General features: G+C 70.1%; 21 protein-coding genes and 1 pseudogene. 8 read left to right on the top strand and 14 right to left on the bottom strand.

From position 1 onward, the window contains the following. The first annotated feature begins 3 nt into the window (after nt 1–3). The gene (locus ACTJJP_RS08695; protein WP_440774612.1) at nt 4–1005 is read left to right on the top strand and encodes an o-succinylbenzoate synthase; all 1002 of its coding nucleotides are present in this window, start codon (nt 4–6) and stop codon (nt 1003–1005) included. Here ACTJJP_RS08695 and ACTJJP_RS08700 read toward each other — a convergent pair. Beyond that, the gene (locus ACTJJP_RS08700; RefSeq protein WP_440774613.1) at nt 992–1618 is read right to left on the bottom strand and encodes a TetR/AcrR family transcriptional regulator; all 627 of its coding nucleotides are present in this window, start codon (nt 1616–1618) and stop codon (nt 992–994) included. The genes ACTJJP_RS08695 and ACTJJP_RS08700 overlap by 14 nt on opposite strands. Nucleotides 1619–1735: 117 nt before the next feature. Between ACTJJP_RS08700 and ACTJJP_RS08705 the strand changes: the two genes are divergently transcribed. The 3 genes from ACTJJP_RS08705 to ACTJJP_RS08715 all read left to right on the top strand — a co-directional run bounded on the left by ACTJJP_RS08705 (nt 1736) and on the right by ACTJJP_RS08715 (nt 8321). Further along, nucleotides 1736–4630 carry an MMPL family transporter gene (locus ACTJJP_RS08705; protein WP_440774614.1) on the top strand — a complete coding sequence of 965 codons (2895 nt, stop codon included), beginning with the start codon at nt 1736–1738 and terminating at the stop codon, nt 4628–4630. Beyond that, complete coding sequence (locus ACTJJP_RS08710) at nt 4627–6969, top strand: YhgE/Pip family protein (RefSeq protein WP_440774615.1); 2343 nt, start codon at nt 4627–4629, stop codon at nt 6967–6969. Before ACTJJP_RS08705 ends, ACTJJP_RS08710 begins: the two co-directional genes overlap by 4 nt. A gap of 458 nt (nt 6970–7427) precedes the next feature. Continuing rightward, nucleotides 7428–8321 (top strand): hypothetical protein, encoded by an 894-nt coding sequence (locus ACTJJP_RS08715; RefSeq protein WP_440774616.1) that lies wholly within the window; start codon nt 7428–7430, stop codon nt 8319–8321. Between the two features lie 143 nt (nt 8322–8464). On the opposite strand, the gene ccsB is transcribed toward ACTJJP_RS08715, so the two are convergent. From ccsB to ACTJJP_RS08745, 6 genes and pseudogenes are all read right to left on the bottom strand, one after another. Continuing rightward, on the bottom strand, nt 8465–9472 hold the full coding sequence (gene ccsB, locus ACTJJP_RS08720) for a c-type cytochrome biogenesis protein CcsB (protein WP_440774617.1): 1008 nt from the start codon (nt 9470–9472) through the stop codon (nt 8465–8467). A gap of 4 nt (nt 9473–9476) precedes the next feature. Beyond that, a pseudogene (gene resB, locus ACTJJP_RS08725) lies at nt 9477–11263 on the bottom strand (cytochrome c biogenesis protein ResB). After that, nucleotides 11244–11990 (bottom strand): cytochrome c biogenesis CcdA family protein, encoded by a 747-nt coding sequence (locus tag ACTJJP_RS08730; RefSeq protein WP_440774618.1) that lies wholly within the window; start codon nt 11988–11990, stop codon nt 11244–11246. Before ACTJJP_RS08730 ends, resB begins: the two are co-directional and overlap by 20 nt. Beyond that, nucleotides 11987–12592: a TlpA family protein disulfide reductase gene (locus tag ACTJJP_RS08735; RefSeq protein ID WP_440774619.1), complete on the bottom strand. Its 606-nt coding sequence runs from the start codon at nt 12590–12592 to the stop codon at nt 11987–11989. Before ACTJJP_RS08735 ends, ACTJJP_RS08730 begins: the two co-directional genes overlap by 4 nt. Then, nucleotides 12592–13236, bottom strand: a complete 645-nt coding sequence (locus tag ACTJJP_RS08740; protein ID WP_440774620.1) for a histidine phosphatase family protein — start codon at nt 13234–13236, stop codon at nt 12592–12594. The genes ACTJJP_RS08735 and ACTJJP_RS08740 overlap by 1 nt, the downstream gene beginning before the upstream one ends. A gap of 79 nt (nt 13237–13315) precedes the next feature. Further along, the gene (locus tag ACTJJP_RS08745) at nt 13316–14002 is read right to left on the bottom strand and encodes a DedA family protein (protein ID WP_440774621.1); all 687 of its coding nucleotides are present in this window, start codon (nt 14000–14002) and stop codon (nt 13316–13318) included. Between the two features lie 164 nt (nt 14003–14166). On the opposite strand from ACTJJP_RS08745, the gene aspS reads away from it, so the two are divergent. Beyond that, nucleotides 14167–15525 carry an aspartate--tRNA(Asn) ligase gene (aspS, locus tag ACTJJP_RS08750; RefSeq protein WP_440774622.1) on the top strand — a complete coding sequence of 453 codons (1359 nt, stop codon included), beginning with the start codon at nt 14167–14169 and terminating at the stop codon, nt 15523–15525. Nucleotides 15526–15624: 99 nt separating this feature from the next. Beyond that, nucleotides 15625–16692, top strand: a complete 1068-nt coding sequence (locus ACTJJP_RS08755) for an ATP-binding cassette domain-containing protein (protein ID WP_440774623.1) — start codon at nt 15625–15627, stop codon at nt 16690–16692. A gap of 94 nt (nt 16693–16786) precedes the next feature. Here the strand turns inward: ACTJJP_RS08755 and ACTJJP_RS08760 are convergent, their stop codons facing one another. The 6 genes from ACTJJP_RS08760 to ACTJJP_RS08785 all read right to left on the bottom strand — a co-directional run bounded on the left by ACTJJP_RS08760 (nt 16787) and on the right by ACTJJP_RS08785 (nt 18721). After that, entirely contained in the window at nt 16787–17089 is a 303-nt protein-coding gene (locus ACTJJP_RS08760; RefSeq protein WP_440774624.1) for a Dabb family protein, read from the bottom strand. Further along, nucleotides 17086–17364 (bottom strand): glutaredoxin family protein, encoded by a 279-nt coding sequence (locus tag ACTJJP_RS08765; protein WP_440774625.1) that lies wholly within the window; start codon nt 17362–17364, stop codon nt 17086–17088. Before ACTJJP_RS08765 ends, ACTJJP_RS08760 begins: the two co-directional genes overlap by 4 nt. Nucleotides 17365–17392: 28 nt before the next feature. Beyond that, complete coding sequence (locus ACTJJP_RS08770; RefSeq protein WP_440774626.1) at nt 17393–17686, bottom strand: rhodanese-like domain-containing protein; 294 nt, start codon at nt 17684–17686, stop codon at nt 17393–17395. 114 nt (nt 17687–17800) lie between these two features. Beyond that, nucleotides 17801–17899, bottom strand: a complete 99-nt coding sequence (locus tag ACTJJP_RS08775; protein WP_003792170.1) for a 30S ribosomal protein bS22 — start codon at nt 17897–17899, stop codon at nt 17801–17803. A gap of 82 nt (nt 17900–17981) precedes the next feature. Beyond that, nucleotides 17982–18173 carry a helix-turn-helix domain-containing protein gene (locus tag ACTJJP_RS08780; RefSeq protein ID WP_055839125.1) on the bottom strand — a complete coding sequence of 64 codons (192 nt, stop codon included), beginning with the start codon at nt 18171–18173 and terminating at the stop codon, nt 17982–17984. 152 nt (nt 18174–18325) lie between these two features. Beyond that, a complete protein-coding gene (locus ACTJJP_RS08785) occupies nt 18326–18721 on the bottom strand; it encodes an ArsR/SmtB family transcription factor (RefSeq protein WP_440774627.1) in 396 nt (131 codons plus the stop codon). A 68-nt stretch (nt 18722–18789) separates the two neighbouring features. Here ACTJJP_RS08785 and ACTJJP_RS08790 point away from each other — a divergent pair, with 68 nt between their 5' ends. Together ACTJJP_RS08790 and ACTJJP_RS08795 are read left to right on the top strand one after the other, a co-directional pair. Further along, entirely contained in the window at nt 18790–20232 is a 1443-nt protein-coding gene (locus ACTJJP_RS08790) for a TrkH family potassium uptake protein (protein ID WP_440774628.1), read from the top strand. Then, the gene (locus ACTJJP_RS08795; protein WP_440774629.1) at nt 20225–20896 is read left to right on the top strand and encodes a potassium channel family protein; all 672 of its coding nucleotides are present in this window, start codon (nt 20225–20227) and stop codon (nt 20894–20896) included. The genes ACTJJP_RS08790 and ACTJJP_RS08795 overlap by 8 nt, the downstream gene beginning before the upstream one ends. 187 nt (nt 20897–21083) lie before the next feature. Here the strand turns inward: ACTJJP_RS08795 and ACTJJP_RS08800 are convergent, their stop codons facing one another. Then, nucleotides 21084–21371 (bottom strand): DUF1905 domain-containing protein, encoded by a 288-nt coding sequence (locus tag ACTJJP_RS08800; protein WP_440774630.1) that lies wholly within the window; start codon nt 21369–21371, stop codon nt 21084–21086. Nucleotides 21372–21374 lie beyond the last annotated feature (3 nt).

Raw genomic sequence — 21374 nt, forward strand, 5'->3', positions numbered from 1 at the left:
GACATGAGCACCACGCCCCTCCCCCCACTCGCCGACGTCCTCGCCACCGCACGAGTGGTCGCGCTTCCCCTGGCCGCGCGGTTCCGTGGCATTCAGACCCGAGAAGCCGTGGTGTTCGAGGGACCGCGGGGGTGGACGGAATTCTCCCCCTTCACGGAGTACGCCGACGCCGAAGCGGCGACCTGGCTCGCCGGCGCCCTCGACTTCGGGTGGGAGCCCGCACCGCCGGCGCAGCGCGACGAGATCCCGGTCAACGCCACGGTGCCCGCGGTCGCGGCATCCGATGTGGCCGGCATCCTCGCCCGATACGACGGATGCCGCACGGCGAAGGTGAAAGTGGCCGAGGCGGGGCAGACGCTCGCCGACGACGTGGCCCGCGTCCGGGCGGTGCGCGAGGTCATGGGACCGGAGGGTCGGGTGCGCATCGACGCCAACGCCGCATGGAACGTCGATGAGGCCGAGCGAGCCGTGCACGCGCTCGCCGGATTCGACCTGGAATACGTGGAGCAGCCGTGCTCCGAGGTCGACGAACTCGCCGAGCTGCGTGAGCGTATCGCCTATCTCGACATCCCGGTCGCCGCCGATGAGAGCGTGCGCAAGGCCGCCGATCCCCTCCTGGTAGCCCGCGCCGGGGCTGCCGACCTGCTGGTGATCAAGGCGCAGCCGTTGGGCGGAGTCCACGCGGCACTCGACCTCGTCGCCCAGGCGGGGCTGCCGGCGGTGGTGTCCAGCGCGCTCGACACCTCTATCGGACTGTCGATGGGGGTCGCCCTCGCCGCCGCGTTGCCGCAGCTCGACTTCGATTGCGGTCTCGGCACCGCGTCGTTGTTCACGGCCGACGTCGTGGCATCCCCGCTCATCGCGCGCGGGGGCGTGCTGTCGCTCGAACGCCCGCGGCCCTCGTCCGCCGACCTCGACCGCGTGGCCGCCGACGACGAGCGTCGCGACTGGTGGCTGGAGCGCCTGCGCCGGTGCTACGACCTGCTCGACGTCACTCGAGGATGAGCCCGACCACCTGAGAGAGCCGCTCGGCCAGTCCCGAGCGGGACAGCGCCGGCGCCTGACGGAGGAGCAGGGCGGTCTCCGACGTCGAGATCCACACCGACAGCAGAAGCTCCGTCGCGACGTCGGCGGGGACGCGCAGCGACAACCCGCGAGCCTCGGCGATGTCGCGGACGAGCTGGGTGACGCTCTCGCCCAACCCCTGGTTCAGCGCGAGATAGGCCTGAGCGAACTCGGGATTGCGCAGGGCCTGCAAGCGCGTCTCCGCGCCGAGGAGCACGTCGAGGCGATCCTCCCCCGTCGCCTCGAGCACCTCGTGCACGAGCTGCATCACGTCGTCGGCGGTGTCGAGACCGCGATCCTCGATCGAGGTCACTCGCTCCCTCACCGCAGCGATGGTGATTTCGGCGGATCGCGCGCACAGCGCCAGGAACAACTCCTCCTTCGAGGCGAAGTTGGAGTAGAAAGCGCCGCGCGTGAAGCCCGCTCGCTCGCACACGGTCTCGACCGAGGCGGCGTCGATTCCGACCTCGGCGAACACTTCGGCTGCGGCGTCCATGAGGCGGGTGCGGGTGTTCTCCCGGCGGCGCGTCGTCGCGGGCGCGGAATCGGTCATCCGAGACCTCCAGTCCTCGGGTGAAATCCAGGTTCGATCCCACCATCGCCGACTACGATACATTGATGTATCCGATACGGTGATGTATCGACCTGTTCGCCGATCGTGGGAGCCACCGTGTCGACATTCCTGTACACCCTGGGTCGCTGGTCGTTCCGCCACCCCTGGCGCGTCCTGACCGCGTGGCTCCTGATTCTGGTCGTCGCCGGCGGCGGGGTCGCGCTCTTCGCGAAGGGGACCGACAACACCTTCACGATCCCGGGCACCGAGTCGCAGGCCGGCCTCGAGATGCTCGAGCGCACGTTCCCGCAGGTCAGCGGCGCGAGCGCCGAGATCATCGTGGTCGCCGCCGACGGTGCGAGCGTCCGCGACCAGGCATATCAGACGGCCATCGCGACGACCACGGCCGATGTCGGTGGGCTCGACTTCGTCGAGGCGGTCACCGACCCGTACGACTCGCGCATCGCGGGCGGCATCGCCGACGACGATCGCGCGGCCATCGTCCGCATCCAATTCTCCGGCGAGGCGACCGCCGTACCCCAGGCCACGGAAGACGGGCTCCGCGACGCCGCCACCGCCCTCGGATCCGCCCTGCCCTCCGGTTCGCAAGCCGTCCTCGGCGGCCAACTCTTCGCCACCGAGATCCCCGGAGCGACCCTCACCGAGGCCCTCGGCGTGGTGATCGCCGCCCTCGTCCTGATGCTGACATTCCGCTCCTTCCTGGTGGCCGGAATGCCGTTGGCCACCGCGATCCTCGGTGTCGCTCTCTCGATCGCCCTCATCTTCATCGCCACGGGCTTCGCGACCGTTTCGTCGACGACGCCGCTTCTGGCGGTCATGCTGGGCCTGGCGGTGGGCATCGACTACGCCCTCTTCATCGTGTCGCGGCATCAAGACCAGACGAGAGCGGGAATGGACCCCGAGGAGTCGACCGCACGGGCCGTCGGCACGGCCGGCTCGGCCGTCGTCTTCGCCGGTATCACGGTGCTCATCGCCCTCATCGGGCTGAGCTTCGCCGGCATCCCGTTCCTGACGACGATGGGTATCGCCGCGTCGGTCGCGGTGGCGATCGCGGTGTGCGTCGGGCTCACCCTGACCCCCGCGCTGCTGGGGTTCGCCGGCCACCGCGTGGTCGGGTGGGGGTTCACGCGACCGAAGAAGCGCGCTCGCGGCGCCGACGACGACCCGGCCGAAGCCGCCCGGGCTGCCGCCGAGAGCCGGGAGAAGGCGGACACCGCGGCCATCCGCGCGCAGCGCAACGGACCCGCGAAGCGCTGGGTGGGGCTGGTGACACGGCATCCTGTGGTCACCACGGTCGGCATCGTCGCCCTCCTCGGAACGGCAGCGATCCCCGCCGCGTCGCTCGCCCTCACCCTGCCGAACGCCGGACAGCTGCCCGAGGGCGACGAGGCCCGCGTCGCGTACGAGTTGACCGACGAATACTTCGGGCCGGGCGCCAACGGCCCGCTCATCATGACCGGCACCATCGTCACGAGCAACGACCCGCTCACACTGATGACCGACATCGGCGACGAGATCGCGAAGATCCCCGGTGTGGCCGAGGTCGCGCTGGCGACGCCGAATGAGACCGCCGACACCGGCATCGTGCAGATCGTCCCCGAGACCGCGCCCGACGACCCGCGTACCGCCGACCTCGTCCGGGAGCTGCGCGCGCAAGAAGACCGCTTGTACGACGAGTTCGGCGTGCGCCTCCTCGTCACCGGATACACCGCCGTCACCATCGACATCTCCGACCAGCTCGGGGCGGCGCTGCTGCCTTTCGGCCTCTTCGTGGTCGGTCTGTCGCTCATCCTGCTGATGATCGTCTTCCGCTCGATCTGGGTGCCCCTCACCGCCGCCGGCGGCTACCTGCTGTCGGTCGCCGCCGCCTTCGGCGTCGTGGCCGCGGTGTTCGAGTGGGGATGGTTCGCCGATGCACTGCATGTGGCCAAGGTCGGTCCCATCATCAGCTTCATGCCGATCGTCGTGATGGGCGTGCTCTTCGGTCTCGCCATGGACTATCAGGTGTTCCTCGTCTCGCGCATGCGAGAGGACTACGTGCACGCCGATCGCGAGGGCCGCGCACCCCGGGAGGTAGCGCTCGGAGCCGTGCGCAGCGGCTTCGCGGCATCCGCACGTGTGGTCGTCGCGGCCGCCGTCATCATGTTCGCCGTCTTCGTGGCGTTCGTCCCCGAGGGCGATTCGAGCCTCAAGCCCATCGCGCTCGGTCTGGCCGTCGGCGTCGCCGTCGATGCCTTCCTCGTGCGCATGACGCTCGTGCCCGCCGTCCTCGCCCTGCTGGGCGACAAAGCATGGTGGATGCCGCGCTGGCTCGATCGGCTGCTCCCTAAATTCGACGTCGAGGGCGAAGCGGTCGAACGCGAAGTGCGGCTCGCCGACTGGCCCGCCGAGCCGGGTATGGCGGTCGCGGCCGACGCTCTGGGTACCGTCCCGACCTCGGATGCCGAGGAGCCCGTTTTCCGCGACGTCTCCGTGCGCCTGGGGTACGGGGGGACGCTGCTGGTCACGGGCGAGACGCGCACCACCCGCACCCTGCTGCTCGCTGTCGCAGGTCGACTGTCGAAGATCGAGGGACAGCTGCGCGTCGACGGGTTGCTCGTGCCCGAGCGCGCCGGCGCCGTGCGAGCGCGCGTCGGCGTCGCCCTGCTCGACGATTCCGCGACTGCCGGCGCCGAGGTCGTTCAGGCGGTCGGCGGAGGGGCGCGCATCGTCGTGGTGTCCGACATCGACCGCCTCGACGACGATGCCCGCGACGAGGTCGCGCAGGTTCTGCGTCGGGCTTCGACGGCGGCGCGCGAGTCATCCGATGACGCCTCGTCGCCCTTCACCCTCATCGCCTCGGCGCGCGACGAACGCCGAGCCCTCGCCCTGCTCGCCGCGGCGCAGCGGCCCGATGTGGCCTCCCTCACCCTCCCGACCCGGCGCCGTCATCACCCGACGGAACCGACGCAACCGGAATCCTTCGCCGATATCTCCGAGGTGTTCGCATGACTCTCCCCGTCGAGCGCTCCCGCTCGCGCCGCCCCGTCACCTGGCTGACGCTGATCGGTGTCCTCCTCCTGCCCGCGGTCATCGGCGGCATCCTCGTGGGCGCGCTGTACAACCCCACCGACCGACTCGATAACATCACGGCCGCGATCGTCAACGACGACAAAGCCGTCGAGCTCGACGGCCAGCTCGTCCCCCTCGGCCGCCAGCTCACCGGTGGGCTGGTCAAGGGCGCCGACGACCAGCCCAGCAACATCGACTGGGTGATCTCCAACGACGACGACGCCGCGGCGGGCCTTGCGGACGGCACGTACACCGCCGTCGTGACGATCCCCGAGAACTTCACCGCCGCGTCCCTCTCGACCCGCCCCGGCGAGACTCCCATCAAGGCGACCATCGGTGTGCAGACCGCCCCCGACGCGCGCGTCGTCGACGGTGCGATCACCGCGCAGCTGGCCTCCACCGCGTCGAGCGTCTACGGCAGCGAGCTGTCATCGCAGTACCTCAAGAACGTGTTCCTCGGATTCAGCACGCTCGGCGACCAGCTCGGTCAGGCAGCCGGCGGCGCGCACCAGCTGGCCGACGGCGCCTCGCAGGCCGCCACCGGTGCGGGCGACCTGCAGGACGGCGTGGGTCGACTCTCCGACGGAGCCGGCGCCCTCTCGAGCGGAGTGGGTCAGCTGGCCACGGGAGCCGACCAGCTCTCGGGTGGCGTCGGTCTGCTCTCCACCGGCGCGGGAGCCCTCTCGAACGGTGCGGGTCAGCTCGCGGCCGGGGCGGGCGCGCTTTCAGGCGGTGCCACCCAGATCTCGAGCGGCGCAACGGGACTCGCCGACGGTGCCGATCAGCTGGCAGGCGGTGCCGCCCAGCTCGCCACCGGCACACGCGACGCCGCGGCCGGGGTCGGACGACTCGCCGTCGGCGCCGATGGCATCGCCGAGGGCAACCGCCAGCTCGCCGAGCAGGTCGGACAGATCGCCGATGCCATTCCTCCGGGCTTCGAGCAGGCAGCGAACGACGTGGCCGACGCCGCCCCCCAGGTCGACGACGCACTGGTCACGGCCGCCGCCGATCTGCAGCGCCTCGCTGACTCCTGCGATGCGACTACCAGCCCTGAGCTGTGCGCGCAGTTGCGCATCGCCTCCGATCGGGCCAACGCCGCACTCCCCCGTGCACAGCAGACCGTGACGGACATCGGGCGGATCGCACGACAGGCGGCCCAGCTCCCCGCTGGCGTCCGTACCATCGCCGACGCGAACGCGCAGCTGGCAGACGGGGCCGCAGGCCTGGCCGTCGGCGCCCGCGACGCAGAGAGCGGGCTGAACACGATCGCCGGTGGCATCGACGGTGTTGCAACGGGCGCGACCGGACTCGGCGACGGTGCGCGACAGCTGGGCACCGGTGCGAACGCACTGAGCTCGGGTGCGTCGCAACTGGCCGGCGGACTCGCGCAGACGCGTGACGGCGCGGCCCAGCTCGCCACGGGCGCGCAAGACGCCGCGGGCGGCGCCTCCCAGCTCGCGACCGGGGCGCAGGGGGCCGCCGACGGCGCCTCCCAGCTCGCGACGGGCGCCCAGGGCGCCGCCGACGGCGCCGGTCAACTCGCCGACGGTGTGGATCAGGTGGCATCCGGAACCACATCCCTCGCCGACGGCCTCGACAGCGCCGTGTCCCAGCTCCCGACCTACACCGACGCCGAGGCGGCGACCCTCGCCGACGTCGTCGCCGACCCCGTCTCCGCGACCGGGGCGAGCGATTCCCTCTTCGGCCTCGCAGCGGTCCCTCTCCTGGCGATGGCGGTGCTGTGGTTCGGCGGGCTCGCCTCGTTCGTGGCGTTCCAGGCCGTCTCGGCACGGGCGCTCACGAGCCGGCGTCCCTCGGCCCTCGTCGCCCTGCGGGGCTTCCTGCCAGCGGCCGGCGTCGGCGCCGCGCAGGGTCTGCTGGTCGCAGCGGTCGTGCAGGTGGCATCGCGCTACGACTGGGGCGACTGGGCACTCTTCGCGCTGATCTGCATCGCCGCGGGAATCGCCTTCGCGGCCGTTCATCAGGCTCTTGTCGCCGTGTTCGGTGGCGCCGGGCGCTGGGTGGCCGCCGTCATCGGCGCGCTCGCTCTCGGAGCGACGATCGTGTCGACCGTACCTCCCGCCCTCGCCGCGGCCTCCGCCCTGATGCCCACCGCGCCGGTGTACGACGCGATGCTCGGTGCACTGTCGTCTTCGGGCGGTGTCGCCGCAGGCATCACGGGGTTCGTGGTCTGGGCAGTGCTCTCGCTGATCGTCACGACGTTGGCCGTGGTGCGCCGCCGCACGACCTCCGCGAAGGCCGCCGCCCAGCCCGCCTGACCGCCACCGCGCCGCCGCGCGAACCCCACGGACGCCGCCGCCCAGCCCGCCTGAGCGCCACCGCGCCGCCGCGCGATCCCCGCGAACGCCGCCGCCCAGCCCGCCCACGCGCGCCGCCGCGCCCACCGTGCCGCCGCGCGACCCCCACGAACACCGCCGTCCAGCCCCCTTCGGCGCAGGGCCGCTCGGCCCGCCTGAGTCCGAGCGCGGCGGCTCGGACTCGCCGACGCAACCGCGCCGCTGCTCCGGCGTCCACTGCGGCCCCATCGAGTGTCCAGAACACCCGGAGGTTTTCTCGCGGCGACCGCGTGTTTCGGACACTCGATGGGTAGGGATCCGGGCAGCGCACCGAACCCGACGACCCGCCCGCCTCCTCCCCACGCCGCACATCCAGCGATCGATCCACGGATGCCGTGGAATGCGCTGTCCGGCCGGCACGGATGCGCTGTGGTCGGTGGATGCGACGCCAGCCTCTCCCCGACGATCTCGGACCCGCGTTCACGGTGCGCGAGGCGCTGGGCCTCGGAGTCCGACGAGACCGATTGACGGCGCGCGACCTTCGTGCGCCGTTCCACGGCATCAGAACGCGTGCGGATGCCATGGCGGAAGAGGTTCTGTCACGGTGCCGCACCTATGAGCCGCGCCTGACGTCGGCACAGTTCTTCAGCCACACGACGGCGGCGGCCTTGTGGGACCTCCCGTCGGCGTCGTTCGACGCGACGCGCCTGCACGTCTCGGCTCTTCCGCCCGCCCGAGAGCCGCGGACACGCGGTATCACGGGGCACCGCCTCGACCTGCCGATCGAACACCTGACACTGCGACACGGTCTGCCTGTGCCCACGGCGGCCGAGACCTGGGCCCAGCTAGGTGGTTTCTCCCGTGTCGAAGACCTGGTCGCCGTCGGCGACGCCATCCTCACCCGGCGACTGGCCGAACGCGCGAATCTGGAAGAAGCGACTCATCGCCTCGCGCGGCGCGGAGTGAGCAATCTTCGCGCGGCTCTGCCCCTGCTCCGAGCGGGAGCGGAATCACCCCGGGAGTCCCTCGTGCGCCTCATCCTCGTCCGAGCGGGTCTCCCCGAACCCGAACTCAACCGCGACCTCCGCGACGACAGCGGTCATTTCGTTGCGCGTCTCGACCTCGCCTACCCCGAGTACCGGGTGGCTGTCGAGTACGACGGAAGGCAGCACGCCGACCTGACGCAGTTCCGACGCGATGCCGACCGCTGGCCGGCCATCGCCGCGCAGGGGTGGATGCTGGTGCGTGTCGTCGATCACCATCTCCGCGATCCCGTCCGATTCGTCGTCGCACCCGTCGAGCGCGTCCTCCGCTCCCGAGGGTGGCGTCCTTGACGCGATCGAGTGTCCGAAACACCCGGACCGATTCAAAACCCGTCCGGGTGTTTTGGACACTCGGCAGCGGCAGGACGCGCAGCCCGACGCACAGAGGGCCCGCCCGGCGACAGCCGGACGGGCCCGAAAGCGAAGCGCGCGCCCTACGTCGTCAGCCCGCTGTACGCGTGCAGTCCCTTGAAGAAGACGTTGACGATGGTGAAGTTGAACAGCACCGCGGTGAAGCCGATGATCGACAACCACGCCGATCGCGTGCCGCGCCAACCGCGGGTCGCACGGGCGTGGATGTATCCGGCGTAGAGCACCCAGATGACGAAGGTCCAGACTTCCTTGGTGTCGAACCCCCAGAAACGGCCCCATGCGTCGTTCGCCCAGATGGAACCGGCGATCAGGGTGAAGGTCCAGAAGATGAATCCGACGATCGCGAAGCGGTAGGCCAGCGACTCGAGGGCGTCGGCGTTCGGAACCGTGCGCAGGAAGCTGCGCTTGGGCTCGGCATCCGCCGGCGTCTCGGCGAGCTTGCGCTCGCGCCGCGCCTGGACGAGCTGCACGACGGAGAGCCCGAAGGCGAGCGCGAACAGCGCCGTCGCCAGGCTCGCGACGAACACGTGCACGACGAGCCACACCGACTTCAGCGGATCGGCCAGCGGCACCACCTCGACGTGGAACGCCAACGTCGCACCACCGAGCAGCAGCACCGCGAGGCCGGTCATGAGCGACCCGAGGAAACGCAGGTCGTAGCGGGTCAGCACGACGAGGTAGACCGCGATGATCAGCAGCAGGCCGGTCATGGCGAACTCGTACATGTTCGACCACGGCACGCGCTCGGCCGCGATCCCGCGCAGCACCGTCGCGACGAGGTGGAAGACGAAGCCGAGCGCCGTCAGCACCGTGCCCAGTCGCGCCCAGAGGTAGCGGGGCTTCGCCGCGGAAGTGGATGCCGACGACCCGCCGCCCGCGGAGATCACTCCCCCGCCGCCCGCGGTCACGAGCTCGCGCGCGACGACCTCGTCTTTCGCCTTGAGCGCGAGGTCGGAGCGGCGCGCGAGGTCGATGGCGTAGGCGATGAACGCCAGCACGTAGATGGCGACCGCCGTCCACACCAGGAGGAGGGAGATCTCGTCGAGGAGAAGAGGGTCGGTTCCGGGCATGGTCTCAGTCTACTTTTCCGGTGTCGGGGTGGCTCTGCGGAGGTGTGGGCGGTCCAGCGTCGGGACCGACCGGTCGCGTGCCCGCGTCGGAATCGGGCCGGCCCTGCGAGGGCAGAGCGGCGCCGTGCTTGTCGACGAGCTGGTCGACGGCGGCGGCGAGGGTCGGGTCCTCCCCGCGCGCGAGACCGGCGTACTCGATCGACACCCCGTTCGCGGACGGGGTCGCCCTGACCCACATGCGCCGCCGCGGGACGAACAGCGCCGCCAGCAGACCGAACAGCGCGAGCAGGGCGAACGCGAGCACCCACGGTCCGGCCAGATCGCGGTGGATCGACAGCGATGCGAAACGCTTGACCGAACCGTCGTAGCCGGATGCACCGGCCGGGGCCTCGTTCTCGAACGTGATGGTGCCCAGGCCGTTGGGAAGGTCTTCGGTCTGACCGGGCATGAGCTGGAGAGCCGGGTTGCCGCTGTCGCCCCCGGCGATCTGGGTCATGCCCGAGGGGTCGAGGGTGTACACCGAGCGAGGGGTGCCGTCGTCGATGCCGAGATCGCCCTCGTAGACCCGCAATGTCAGCACGGGGTACTCGAGATCGCCGTAGGTGGAGGTGAGCGCCCCCGAGGGCAGCACGTCCATCGTCGGGTAGAAGAAGCCGAGCAGGCCGAGCTGTTCGGGCAGGCCGTCGGCGACTTTGATCACGCCGAGCGAGGTCATGTTGGCATCCTGGGGAAGGAAGGCGACCGAGTCGTGGAACACCTCCCGACCGTCGGCATCGCGGATCGTGACAGTGGGCGCGTACCCGTTTCCGAGGAGGTAGACGCGGTCTCCGCGCACATCGAGCGGGTGGTTGACGCGCACCTCGCCGTCCTGCGGGTCGCCGCCGGGAGCCCGGGTGGTCACGTGGGCGACGAAGTCGCCGGCCTGCCCCGAGCCGGGTTGGCCCGGAGGCACGTAGCTCACATCGAACTGATCGAGCGTCATCGAATAGGGCGTGAGGGTGTCGCCGCTGACGAAGCGACCCGGGTTGAAGGAGGAGTAGTCGAGCAGGCTGTTCGCGAACGCCTGGCCCTCCACGAGCACGCGCTGGCCGGTGTAGGTGAATCCGCCGCCCACACCGACCGCGACGAGCACGCCGACCAGGGCCGCGTGGAAGACGAGGTTCCCCGTCTCACGCAGGTAGCCGCGCTCGGCCGACACGGAGAACGTCCCCCGACCGTCGTACCGGGCGACCCGGTAACCGCTCTTGCGCAGCTGGGCTGCGGCGGTGTCGACGGCGGCGGANCATCCGCATCCCCGTCGACCGCGACCGTGCGGGTGCGGTGGTCGTCGAGGCGCGACAGGCGGGCGGGCGTGCGCGGGGGCTGCGAGCGAAGGGCTTTCCAGTGGTGCTTGGTGCGGGGCAGCACGCAGCCGATCAGCGAGATGAACAGCAGGAGGTAGATCGCCGAGAACCACGGCGAGGTGTACACGTCGAACAGGCTCAGCTTGTCGAGCACCGGTGCGAGGTCGGGGTTGTCGGTGAAGTACTGCGTGACACCGTTGGGATCGGCGGTGCGCTGCGGCACGAGAGAGCCCGGCACCGCCGCGATCGCGAGCAGCAGCAGCAGCACGAGCGCCGTGCGCATCGACGTGAGCTGACGCCAGCCCCAGCGGGCCCACCCCACGACACCGAGCCGCGGCTGGGTGATGTCGTCGGCGTCGGAGGCCGCGGCGGCGTCGGCGTGGTCGGACGGGCGCAGGACGCCGTCCGTCGGCTCCGGACGCGAGGAGTCAGAGGGGGAGCTGGACACCGCTCATCACCCCCTGCAGGGACGACATCCACGCGCCCCAGACGCCGGTCACCATCGCGAGTCCCAGAACGACGAGCAGGATTCCGCCGACGATGTTGACCGCGCGGATGTGCTTGCGCAGGAACGCGACGGACCGGGTCGCCCATCCGAAACCGAGCGCCAGGAGGAGGAACGGGATGCCGAGACCCAGCGAGTACGCCAGCCCCAGCAGGGCGGCGCGACCGGGGTCTCCGAGGTTGTACGACACCGAGAGGATGGCCGTCAGCGTCGGGCCGATGCACGGCGTCCATCCGACGCCGAGCGCGATACCGAGCAGTGGCGCCCCGATGAGACCGAGGTTGCCCTTGGCCTGCATCCGCACCGACCGCTGCGCGATGCCGAACAGGCCGATGAACACCAGCCCCATCAGGATGATCACCACGCCCAGCACGCGCGTGATCACGTCGCCGTAGCGGGTGAAGAACGCTCCCGCCGCTCCCCCGAGGACGTTGAACGCCATGAAGACCACGGTGAATCCGGCGATGAACAGCAGCGTCCCGCCCAGCAGGCGACCACGACCGGCGGATGCCGAGCCCCCACGCGGAGCGACGGCACCGCCGATGTAGCCCAGGTAGCCGGGCACGAGCGGCAGCACGCAGGGCGAGAGGAACGAGATGAGGCCGGCGGCCAGGGCGATGGGCACGGCGACCCACAGCGCCCCGTCGAAGACGAGGGCTCCGGGATTCACGCGTCCTCCGCGACCAGGGTGCGAACGATCGCCTCGAGGATCGACGCCTCGGGCAGTTCGCCGACGATGCGTGCCGCGACACGCCCCTGCTTGTCGAGCACGAGGGTGGTCGGGGTGGCGTTCAACGGCGTCTTGTCGTTGAACGCGAGCTTCAGCTCGGCGTCGCCCACGGCCATCGCGCTCGGGTAGGAGATGCCGTGATCGCGCGCGAACGACTGCGCGGTCGCGGGCTGGTCGTAGGTGTTGATGCCGAGGAAGGCGACGTCCTGGCCCTCGAAGGTCTTGTACGCCTGCTCCAGACGGGGTGCCTCGATGATGCAGGGGCCGCAGGTGGCGTACCAGAAGTTCACCACGAGCACCTTGCCGTCGTAGTCGGCGCTCGACACGGCGGACCCGTCGTCGAGCGTGCCGGCGAAGTCGACCGGCTCCCCGCGATTGTCCGGCGGGATCTCGGCGGTCTGGAAGCCGTTCGCGGCGATGTAGCCCTTGTTGTCCCCGGCGCGGTACTGGTCGGCGAGCGGGTCGGCGGTGCAGGCCGCCAGGCCCACGATGAGTCCCGCAGCGGCGGCCAGGGACCCCGCGGCGGTGAGGATTCGGCGCATCACACGGCTCCTACGTCGACGGCTCCGGCGGTGGATGCCGGCTCGGCGTACGCCACCTCGACCCAGCGCGTCGAGCCGTCGGCGCCGTCTCGCCGCTCGAAACTCGTCACGCTCGACAGCGCGCACCGGCGCTTGCGAGGGTCGTGGCGGGTGGGTTGGTGGGAGAGGGCGAGGTGGGTCACCCAGATCGGCAGCTGGTGCGAGACGACGACGACGTCGCCCGAGGGCACCCGCTCCCAGGCGTCGGCCATGGCATCCGTCATCCGGGCGACGATGCGCTCGTACGGCTCACCCCAGCTGGGCACGGCCGGGCGGCTCAGGTGGCGCCAGTTCAGCGGGTTGGCCAGCGCCCGCTTCATGCGGCGCCCCTCGAAGACGTTGGTCGGCTCGATCACCCGGTCGTCGATGTAGGCCTCAACGCCGAACATCTCGGTGAAGGGTTCCGACGACTCGCGCGTGCGTTGCAGCGGAGAGACCACCAGCGCGCTCACGGGCCGGTCGAGCCCGCGCACGTACTCGGCGGCCTGACGTGCCATCCGCCGACCCGCGACGCTGAGGCCGAATCCGGGGAGCCGACCGTACAGCACGCGACGGGGGTTGTGGACCTCTCCGTGGCGCACGAGATGCAGGCGATCGGCGGTCACGTTCCGAGTCTAGGCGCGGGTTCTGTGGTCTGACTGAGCGGGCGGTCCGGTTGCTTCGACGTGGAGATACCGCGATCGATCAGGCGTCTTTGCGCGATCCGAGCAGCGATCGGATGCGGTTGTAGAGGAAGAGTGCCACCCCGATGCCCACCGCCGCGATGACCACGTACTGCAGGATCGAGGCGTACTCCTCGACGATGTGCCAGTTCTCGCCCAGCAGGTAGCCCGAGAGCACGAAGATCGTGTTCCAGATCAAGCTGCCCGCACCCGTGAGAAGGCCGAAGCGCCACATCGGCATCTTCGACACCCCCGCGGGAATGGAGATGAGGCTTCGGAAGATCGGGATCATGCGCCCGAAGAACACCGCCTTGCCCCCGTGCCGCTCGAACCACGCCACCGTGCGATCGACGTCTTCGGGGTGCAGCAGCGGCATCTTCGCGGCGAAGGCGCGCAGACGCGCGGCACCGAGCCAGCGGCCGAGACCGTAGAGCATGAACGCGCCGACGACCGATCCGATCGTCGTCCACAGCAGGGCTTCGAAGAGCGTGAAGGACCCGCGGCTCGCCGTCAGCCCCGCCATCGGCAGAACGACCTCGCTGGGCAGCGGCGGGAAGAGATTCTCGAGCGCGATCGCGACGCCCGCACCCACCGGGCCGATGATCTCCATGAGCGAGACGGTCCAGTCGGCGAGCGACGTCAGCCACGATTGCCCCTCGCCGGAGTTCGAACCGGCTCGCAGAAGAGGAAGGGTGAGGGTGTCGGTCATCGGGTGCCTTCGCGCTCGGTGATCGGCCGCCCGAACGGACGCCGCTTTCAGGCTACGGCCCGCGCCGGCGCGAATCCTGGGGGTTGCCCCCGAGCGAGGGCATGCCGCATGGCCCGCACCCGCGGCCCGTTGCGTCGCGACCAGCGCACGTAGGATGGTCGATCGTGAGCGAACGCGTCCTGGTCAACCAGCTGAAATCCCTCCCCGCCGGCGCCGTCGAGGTGTCGGGATGGGTCGAAACCGTGCGCGATCAGAAGAAGGTGCAGTTCGTCGTCCTCCGTGACGAGACCGGCGCCGTTCAGCTGGTGAACCCGGCGACGCGTCCGTCCGCCCCCTCTACCGAGGGCGACTCCGCTCCCGAACAGGATGCCGGGGCCCTGGCCCTGACCGAGACGATCGGCGCTCTCGCCACCGGCACCTTCCTGACCGTCCGCGGCGAGCTCAAGCACGACGAGCGCGTCAAGCTCGGCGGGGTCGAGATCAAGGTCGGCGAGCTCGTCATCGCGGCCGCGGCGAACCCCGAGACCCCGATCGCGGCGGACAGCAGCCCCGATAAGCGCATGGACTGGCGTTTCATCGACCTGCGTCAGCGCCGCAACAACCTCATCTTCCGCGTCCAGACCACGCTCGAGCACGCGATGCGCACGTACTGGGTCGAGCGCGACTACATCGAGGTGCACTCGCCCAAGCTCATGGCATCCCCGTCGGAGTCGAACGCGGAGCTGTTCGAGGTGCCCTACTTCGAGGACAAGACGGCCTATCTCGCGCAGAGCCCGCAGTTCTTCAAGCAGATGGCCCAGGTCGCCGGCTTCGGCAAGATCTTCGAGATCGCGCCCGCCTTCCGCGCCGACCCCTCGTTCACGAGCCGCCACGCGACCGAGTTCACCTCGATCGACGCCGAGATCAGCTGGATCGATTCGCACGAAGACGTTGCACGCATGCAGGAGGAACTGCTGCAGACGGCGTTCCAGGCCGTCGCCGACAAACACGGCGCCGAGATCCAGGAGCTGTTCGGCATCGAGGTTCAGGTGCCGTCGCTGCCCTTCCCGCGCATCCCCCTCGCCGAGGCCCGCGAGATCGTCGCCGCCCGCGGTTACGAGATCCCCCGCACCGACGGAGACCTCGACCCCGAGGGCGAGCGTCAGATCGCCGCTCACGTGGCCGAGGCCTTCGGCCACCAGTTCGTCTTCATCACCGACTACCACCCCGAGATCCGCGCCTTCTATCACATGCGTGACGAGGAGACCGGGCTCACCAAGTCGTACGACCTGCTCTTCAACGGCGTCGAGATCACCACCGGCGCGCAGCGCGAGCACCGTGTCGACGTGCTGATCGAGCAGGCGAAGGAGAAGGGGCTCGACCCCGAGCACCTCGATTTCTACCTGGACTTCTTCCGGTTCGGAGCGCCGCCGCACGGTGGTTTCGGCATGGGCCTCGCCCGTGTGCTCATGCTGCTGTTGGGCGAGTCCTCCATCCGCGAGGTCACCTACCTCTTCCGCGGACCGACTCGTCTGGCCCCGTAAGCACCGCGTCCGCACCGACGTCCGCGATTCGACCGAGCGACGCCCGGGGTTCACTCCCCGGGCGTTCGCGCGTCATCGGCGAACCCTACCGTGGGGCGCATGGTCGCCGTCACGCCCGTGGATCCCGTGGGGGTCGGGCGCGCGCCGCGCCCCCGGGGCTGGTCGATCGTCTTCCGCGGCGTCAGCCGTGATCGTGCGGGCGTCCGGGTGCTGCACGACATCGACCTCGAGGTCGCGGCGGGTCGGATCGCGGCGATCGTCGGCCCGTCGGGGTGCGGGGCCTCGACACTGCTGCGGCTCGCCACGGGTGCCGAGCGTTGTGACGCCGGGACCGTGCAGGTGGAGGGGCGCGCGGGCGCTGCCGCCCCGCGCCTGCCGATGGTCGCGGACCGCGTGGCAGCCCCGCGCTTCGGTCGCGTGCGCGCGTCGATCACCGCGGTGGCTCGCCACGCCGGCGTCGTCGACCCCGACCTCGAGACCGACCGCCTGTGCGAGATCGTCGGGCTGGACGCACCGGATGCCGCCGTCTCCCGGTTGGCGCTCGGCGACCGCCAGCGCTGGGCGGTGGCGCGGGTCCTCGCATCCCGCCCGCGCGCCCTCCTGCTCGACGACGCCCTCGCAGCGCTCCACACCACCGCCCGTGCGCAGACGCGCGACCGTCTCGTCCGCGAGCTGCGCGAGCGCGGGGTGACGACCCTCTGGGCCACGCGCGACACCGCCGAGGGGGCAGCCGTCGCCGACGATCTCGTCGTGATGGATGAGGGGCGGATCATCGCCCGGGGCTCTCCCACCGAGGTCTACGGACGCGTCGGAGATGCGGCCGTCGCGGAGGTCCTGGGCCCCGTCAGCACGGTGCCCGGGATCGTCGAGGGCGCCGTCGTCGAGGTCTGGGGTCAGCGCCTGCCCCTCGCCGGCACGGCGCACGACGGTCACTGCGAGGTGGTGGTCCGGCCCGAGAACGTGATGCTGGTCGCGGCCGATGCGCCGGGCGTGGACGCCATCGTGCGGGACACGACGTTCCTCGGCAGCGTCCGCCGTGCGACCGTCCTCACCGCAGACGGAAGCCGCGTCATGGTCGAACATCCCGCCGAGCGGCGTCTGGACCACGACGCCCGCGTGCGCATCGCCCTCGCCCCGGTGCCGGCGAGCGTTCTCTCACAGGACTGACGACGGCGGCTCGCGCCGCGAACGAGCCGCCCAGCGCCGGAGCGCGTGCATGCCCGGACCGGAAAGTTCCGCGGGCGCCCGCGAGGGACAGGTCTCAGAAGGGGTAGTCGACGCTGGAGCGATCGGCGACGACCGAGCGGATGAACGCCGCGACCTCCTGATGGGCCGGGTGCACCTGGTACCGCTCGAGGGCGGCGGGGTCGGCGAACTCGCTCACGAGTGCGACGTCCCAGTTCGACTGGGGATTGACGACGTTGCGGCCTACCTCGATGTGGTCGATGTCGGTCACGACCTCGCGGAGAGCGAGGAGCTTCTCGGCGATCTGCTCGGCGTGCAGTGCCCGGGTGTCGGCGTCGTCGGCCGCCAGTTTCCACAGGACGATGTGACGGATGCTCACGAGGGGGCTCCTTCGGAATCGGCCGCGATCAACGCGGCTCGCAGGCGGTCGGCGGAGACCCGCCAGTGGGCGTGCAATTCGCCGTCGATGAGGACGACGGGGATCTTCTCCCACCAGACGGCGTGCAGTGCCGCATCGTCGGCGATCGAGGCCTGCTCGATCTCGATGCGCTCGGCGACGCTCGCGGGAAGGTCGGCGACGACCGTCTCGACGATCTGCTCGGCCACATCGCACAGATGGCAATCGGGCTTGCCGATCAGCGTGAGGGTGGTCACACGTCCATCCTAGGAGGGTCGGACGTGCTCAGGCCTCGACGGTGTATCCCGCCGCGATCCATTCACCCGTGCCACCCTCGACGTTCGTCACGTCGTGACCGCGCGCGGCGAGCGCCTCGGTCACGCGCGCCGAGCGGCCGCCGACCTGGCAGATGACGTCGAAGGGCTCCGCCGGCAGCTCGTCGAGGTGCTCGCCCAGGGTGGACATCGGCAGGTTGACCGCGCCGGGCACGTGGCCCGCGGCGAACTCGTGCTCCTCGCGCACGTCGACCAGGGGACGCTCGCGTCCCGCGTGCAGGTCGTGGACCGTGATGGACTGCATGCTTTCCCTCCTGACGGGCGAAGCGACGAACAGGATGCCGAGGCACCCCCGACGCGCGCGACGGATACACGAAGCGCCCGTCGCATCGGACAGGCGCTCGGTGTGGTGGCCGCGTTACTTCTTGTTGCGGCGCTGGTGACGAGTCTTGCGAAGCAGCTTGCGGTGCTTCTTCTTCGCCATGCGCTTACGGCGCTTCTTGATGACAGAACCCACGGAAAACCTCACTAAGTCGGGGTCTGGGTGCCGATTTCGGCCCCCGGGAACAGCAGGCGATGGAAAAAAGCCTCGGATCAGTCTAGCCGACGTCGGACACCGGTCGCTGCACGACCTCGGCGACCGCCGATTCGGGCACGCGGTAGCTGCGTCCGAAGCGCACGGCGGGCAGTTCGCCGGCGTGCACGAGCCGATAGACGGTCATCTTCGACACGCGCATGAGCTCGGCGACCTCGGCGACCGTCAGGAATCGCACGTCCGGCAGCTCGGCCATCGCTCACCCCTCGTTCCGGGTGGACTCACCCTCTGATGCTGAGCACACTCTAGGGTCTGGTCGCGACGGCTGTAAACCGGTGGGCCGCCTGTGACGCGTGTGCATTCCCGATGCCGCACACGATGGCATCCGGCGTCGCCCTCGGGCGAGGATCAGCGTCCGGGGAGCTTGCGCAGCGCCGTCGAGAACGAGTGCTTGACCGACGCCGCAGCGCGGCCGACGACCTCGGCGGCATGCACGGCGGACTCGGGCAGGGCCGGCTCGTTCTCTTCGTCCATGGAGAAGAACGGCACCAGCCAGTCGTCGACCTCGTCGAGGGGCGCGACCGTGAGGCTGTAATAGCGGTGCTGACCCATCTCGCGCACCGAGACCAACTCGGCCTCCCGGAGTACCTTGAGGTGCTTGGACACGGTGGGTTGACTGACCCCCAGCGATGCGACGATCTGCGACACGCTGGTGCCGCGCTCCCCACCGGTCGCCCGGTCCAGGAGCAGCTGAAGGATGTCGCGACGCGTGCCGTCAGCGATCACGTCGAAGATGTCCGCCATGGCATCAGGTTAGCCAAGCCCCGGCCCGAGTACCATGATCGGGGTTCGGGCACCGAAGGGAGCGGCGCATGGCGGCGACGCCGAACGAGGTGCGACTGCCGGTGCGATTACGTCGCATCGCGTTCACGGCATGGGATGGTCTGCGCAATCTGACGACCGCTTCGCCCGCGCGTTTCGCGGTTCTGGTCTTCGTGACCCTCATCCTGCTGTTCACGGCCCTCTTCTCGCTCCCGGCCGCATCCGCCGACGGGCAGGTCACTCCGTTGGCCGACGCCCTCTTCACCGCCGTGTCGACGATCTGCGTGACGGGCCTCTCCACGGTCGACATGTACTCGCACTGGTCGCCGCTCGGACACGCGATCACCTACATCGGCGTCAACGTCGGCGCTCTCGGCGTGCTCACCCTGGCATCCATCCTCGGCCTCGTGATCTCGAAGCGACTGGGGCTGCGCGCCAAGCTCATCGCGGCGGGCGACAGCAATCCGCTGCGCGCCCACGGCGGGCCCGTCAACGAGGGCCAGACCGTGCGTCTGGGCGAGGTCGGTCAGCTGCTTCGCACCGTGGCGCTGTCGACCCTGGTGATCGAGGCGGTCCTGACGGTGCTGATCTACCCCGCGCTCGTGGTCGGGGGGATCGATCCCCTCGTGGCCCTGTGGGAGGCGCCGTACTACGCCGCGATGGCCTTCACCAACACCGGATTCGTCCCCAACGCCGACGGGCTCACTCCCTTCGCGCAGGACTACTTCCTGTTGACGGTGCTCATGTTGGGCGTGTTCCTGGGGTCCATCGGATTCCCCGTCATCTTCACGCTCTGGCGCCACCACTGGCGGTTCCGGCAGTGGTCGCTGCACACGAAGCTCACGTTGATCACGACGGTCGTCCTGTTCGTGCTGGGCGCGGGATTCATCCTCCTGCTGGAATACGACAACCCGCTCACATTCGGGAGCATGGATGCATGGGACACGACGTTCCAGGCGTTCTTCCTCTCGGCCATGACGCGCTCGGGCGGCTTCAGCGTCATCGACATCGGCGACCTGAACGGCGCCACCCTCATCGTCGGCTCCATGCTGATGTTCGTCGGCGGCGGCTCGGCCTCCACCGCCGGCGGCATCAAGGTCACCACCCTGGCCGTGCTGGCACTCGCGGTGTTCTCCGAGGCCAAGGGGCGCCCGTCGGTCCAGGCGTTCGGCCGTCGCATCCCGAGCGATGTGCAGCGGGTCGCCCTCTCCGTCGTGGCCTGGGGCGCCACGATCGTCGCGATCTCCACGGTCACGATCAGCCGCATCACCGACGCCCCCATCGAGTACGTCCTGTTCGACGTCATCTCGGGGTTCGCCACGGTGGGACTGTCGACCGGGCTCACGGCCGAGCTGCCCGACCCCGCCGTCTACGTGATGGCGGCGACGATGTTCATGGGGCGCATTGGTACTGTGACTCTCGCCGCGGCGGTCGCCGCGGCCTCTCGCTCGCAGCTGTACGCGCTGCCCGTGGAAAGGCCGATCGTTGGTTGAACGGATTCGCAGCGACGCGCCCGTCCTGGTGATCGGCCTGGGCCGGTTCGGGGCCGCGTGCGCGGGAGAGCTCGACCGACTCGACCGCGACGTGCTCGCCGTCGACGGCAACCTCGAGCTCGTGCAGAAGTGGTCGGAGCGCGTGACCCACGCCGTCCAGGCCGACGCGCGCAACATCGACGCTCTCCGCCAGATCGGCGCGCAGGACTTCCAGGTCGCGGTCGTGGCCGTCGGTTCGCTCATCGAGGCGTCGGTGCTCATCACGGCGAACCTCGTCGACCTGAAGGTGCCGCAGATCTGGGCGAAGGCGGTGTCCCAGTCGCACGGCAAGATCCTCGCCCGCGTGGGGGCGAATCACGTCATCTACCCCGAGGCCGAGGCCGGCGAGCGCGTCGCGCACCTCGTGAGCGGGCGGATGCTGGACTTCATCCGCTTCGACGACGACTTCGTGCTCGCCAAGATGTACCCGCCGAAACTCGTGCGTGGCGTGGGGCTGAACGAGTCGGGCGTGCGCTCGAGGTACAACGTCACCGTCGTGGGCGTGAAGAGCCCGGGTCGCCCGTTCCGGTACGCCGAAGCCAACACGGTCGTGACCAATCACGACCTCATCATCGTCTCGGGAACCAATTCCGACATCGAGCGTTTCGCGGCGCTCGACCGCTGACTCCGTCGGGGCTCGCCCCCGCGGACTGCGCCCGCCCGCCGTCTCCTGCCTTCGAGAAGCGCTCTCCGCGCGTCGCGCCCGGCCCGCCCGCCGTCTCCTGGCCTCGAGAAACGCTATCGGCGCGAGGAAACGCCTCGAGGGGGCGTTCCTCGCCGCGGCGAGCGTTTCTCGCGAGGGAAGACCCGCGTCACGCGTCGATGTCGAGCACGACCTCGACGTCGTCGTCTACCGCGAGACCCTCGGCATCTTGCAGCGCCTTCTTGACCGGCACGATGTACCCGCCGTCCTTCGGCCAGAGCGCGGTCGTCACCGTCGTCGAACCGATGGTGACGGATGCCGGGATCATGCCCCAGCCGTACGTCACCACGGGCGCGATCTCGGCGATCATCGCCGCCTCGGTCTCGGGCACGGAGACGAAGTGGAACGGCGCGGGACCGCGCCAGAACCAGATCGGACCCGAGAACCGCAGTCGCACGGC

This window comes from Microbacterium sp. 22296 (assembly GCF_052045385.1).
Lineage (GTDB): Bacteria > Actinomycetota > Actinomycetes > Actinomycetales > Microbacteriaceae > Microbacterium.

Coding starts and splice junctions, on each gene's coding strand:
- ACTJJP_RS08695 (WP_440774612.1), top strand. CDS start 4: ATGAGCACCACGCCCCTCCCCCCACTCGCCGACGTCCTCGCCACCGCA.
- ACTJJP_RS08700 (WP_440774613.1), bottom strand. CDS start 1,618: ATGACCGATTCCGCGCCCGCGACGACGCGCCGCCGGGAGAACACCCGC.
- ACTJJP_RS08710 (WP_440774615.1), top strand. CDS start 4,627: ATGACTCTCCCCGTCGAGCGCTCCCGCTCGCGCCGCCCCGTCACCTGG.
- ACTJJP_RS08715 (WP_440774616.1), top strand. CDS start 7,428: ATGCGACGCCAGCCTCTCCCCGACGATCTCGGACCCGCGTTCACGGTG.
- ccsB (WP_440774617.1), bottom strand. CDS start 9,472: ATGCCCGGAACCGACCCTCTTCTCCTCGACGAGATCTCCCTCCTCCTG.
- ACTJJP_RS08735 (WP_440774619.1), bottom strand. CDS start 12,592: ATGCGCCGAATCCTCACCGCCGCGGGGTCCCTGGCCGCCGCTGCGGGA.
- ACTJJP_RS08745 (WP_440774621.1), bottom strand. CDS start 14,002: ATGACCGACACCCTCACCCTTCCTCTTCTGCGAGCCGGTTCGAACTCC.
- ACTJJP_RS08755 (WP_440774623.1), top strand. CDS start 15,625: ATGGTCGCCGTCACGCCCGTGGATCCCGTGGGGGTCGGGCGCGCGCCG.
- ACTJJP_RS08770 (WP_440774626.1), bottom strand. CDS start 17,686: ATGCAGTCCATCACGGTCCACGACCTGCACGCGGGACGCGAGCGTCCC.
- ACTJJP_RS08780 (WP_055839125.1), bottom strand. CDS start 18,173: ATGGCCGAGCTGCCGGACGTGCGATTCCTGACGGTCGCCGAGGTCGCC.
- ACTJJP_RS08785 (WP_440774627.1), bottom strand. CDS start 18,721: ATGGCGGACATCTTCGACGTGATCGCTGACGGCACGCGTCGCGACATC.
- ACTJJP_RS08790 (WP_440774628.1), top strand. CDS start 18,790: ATGGCGGCGACGCCGAACGAGGTGCGACTGCCGGTGCGATTACGTCGC.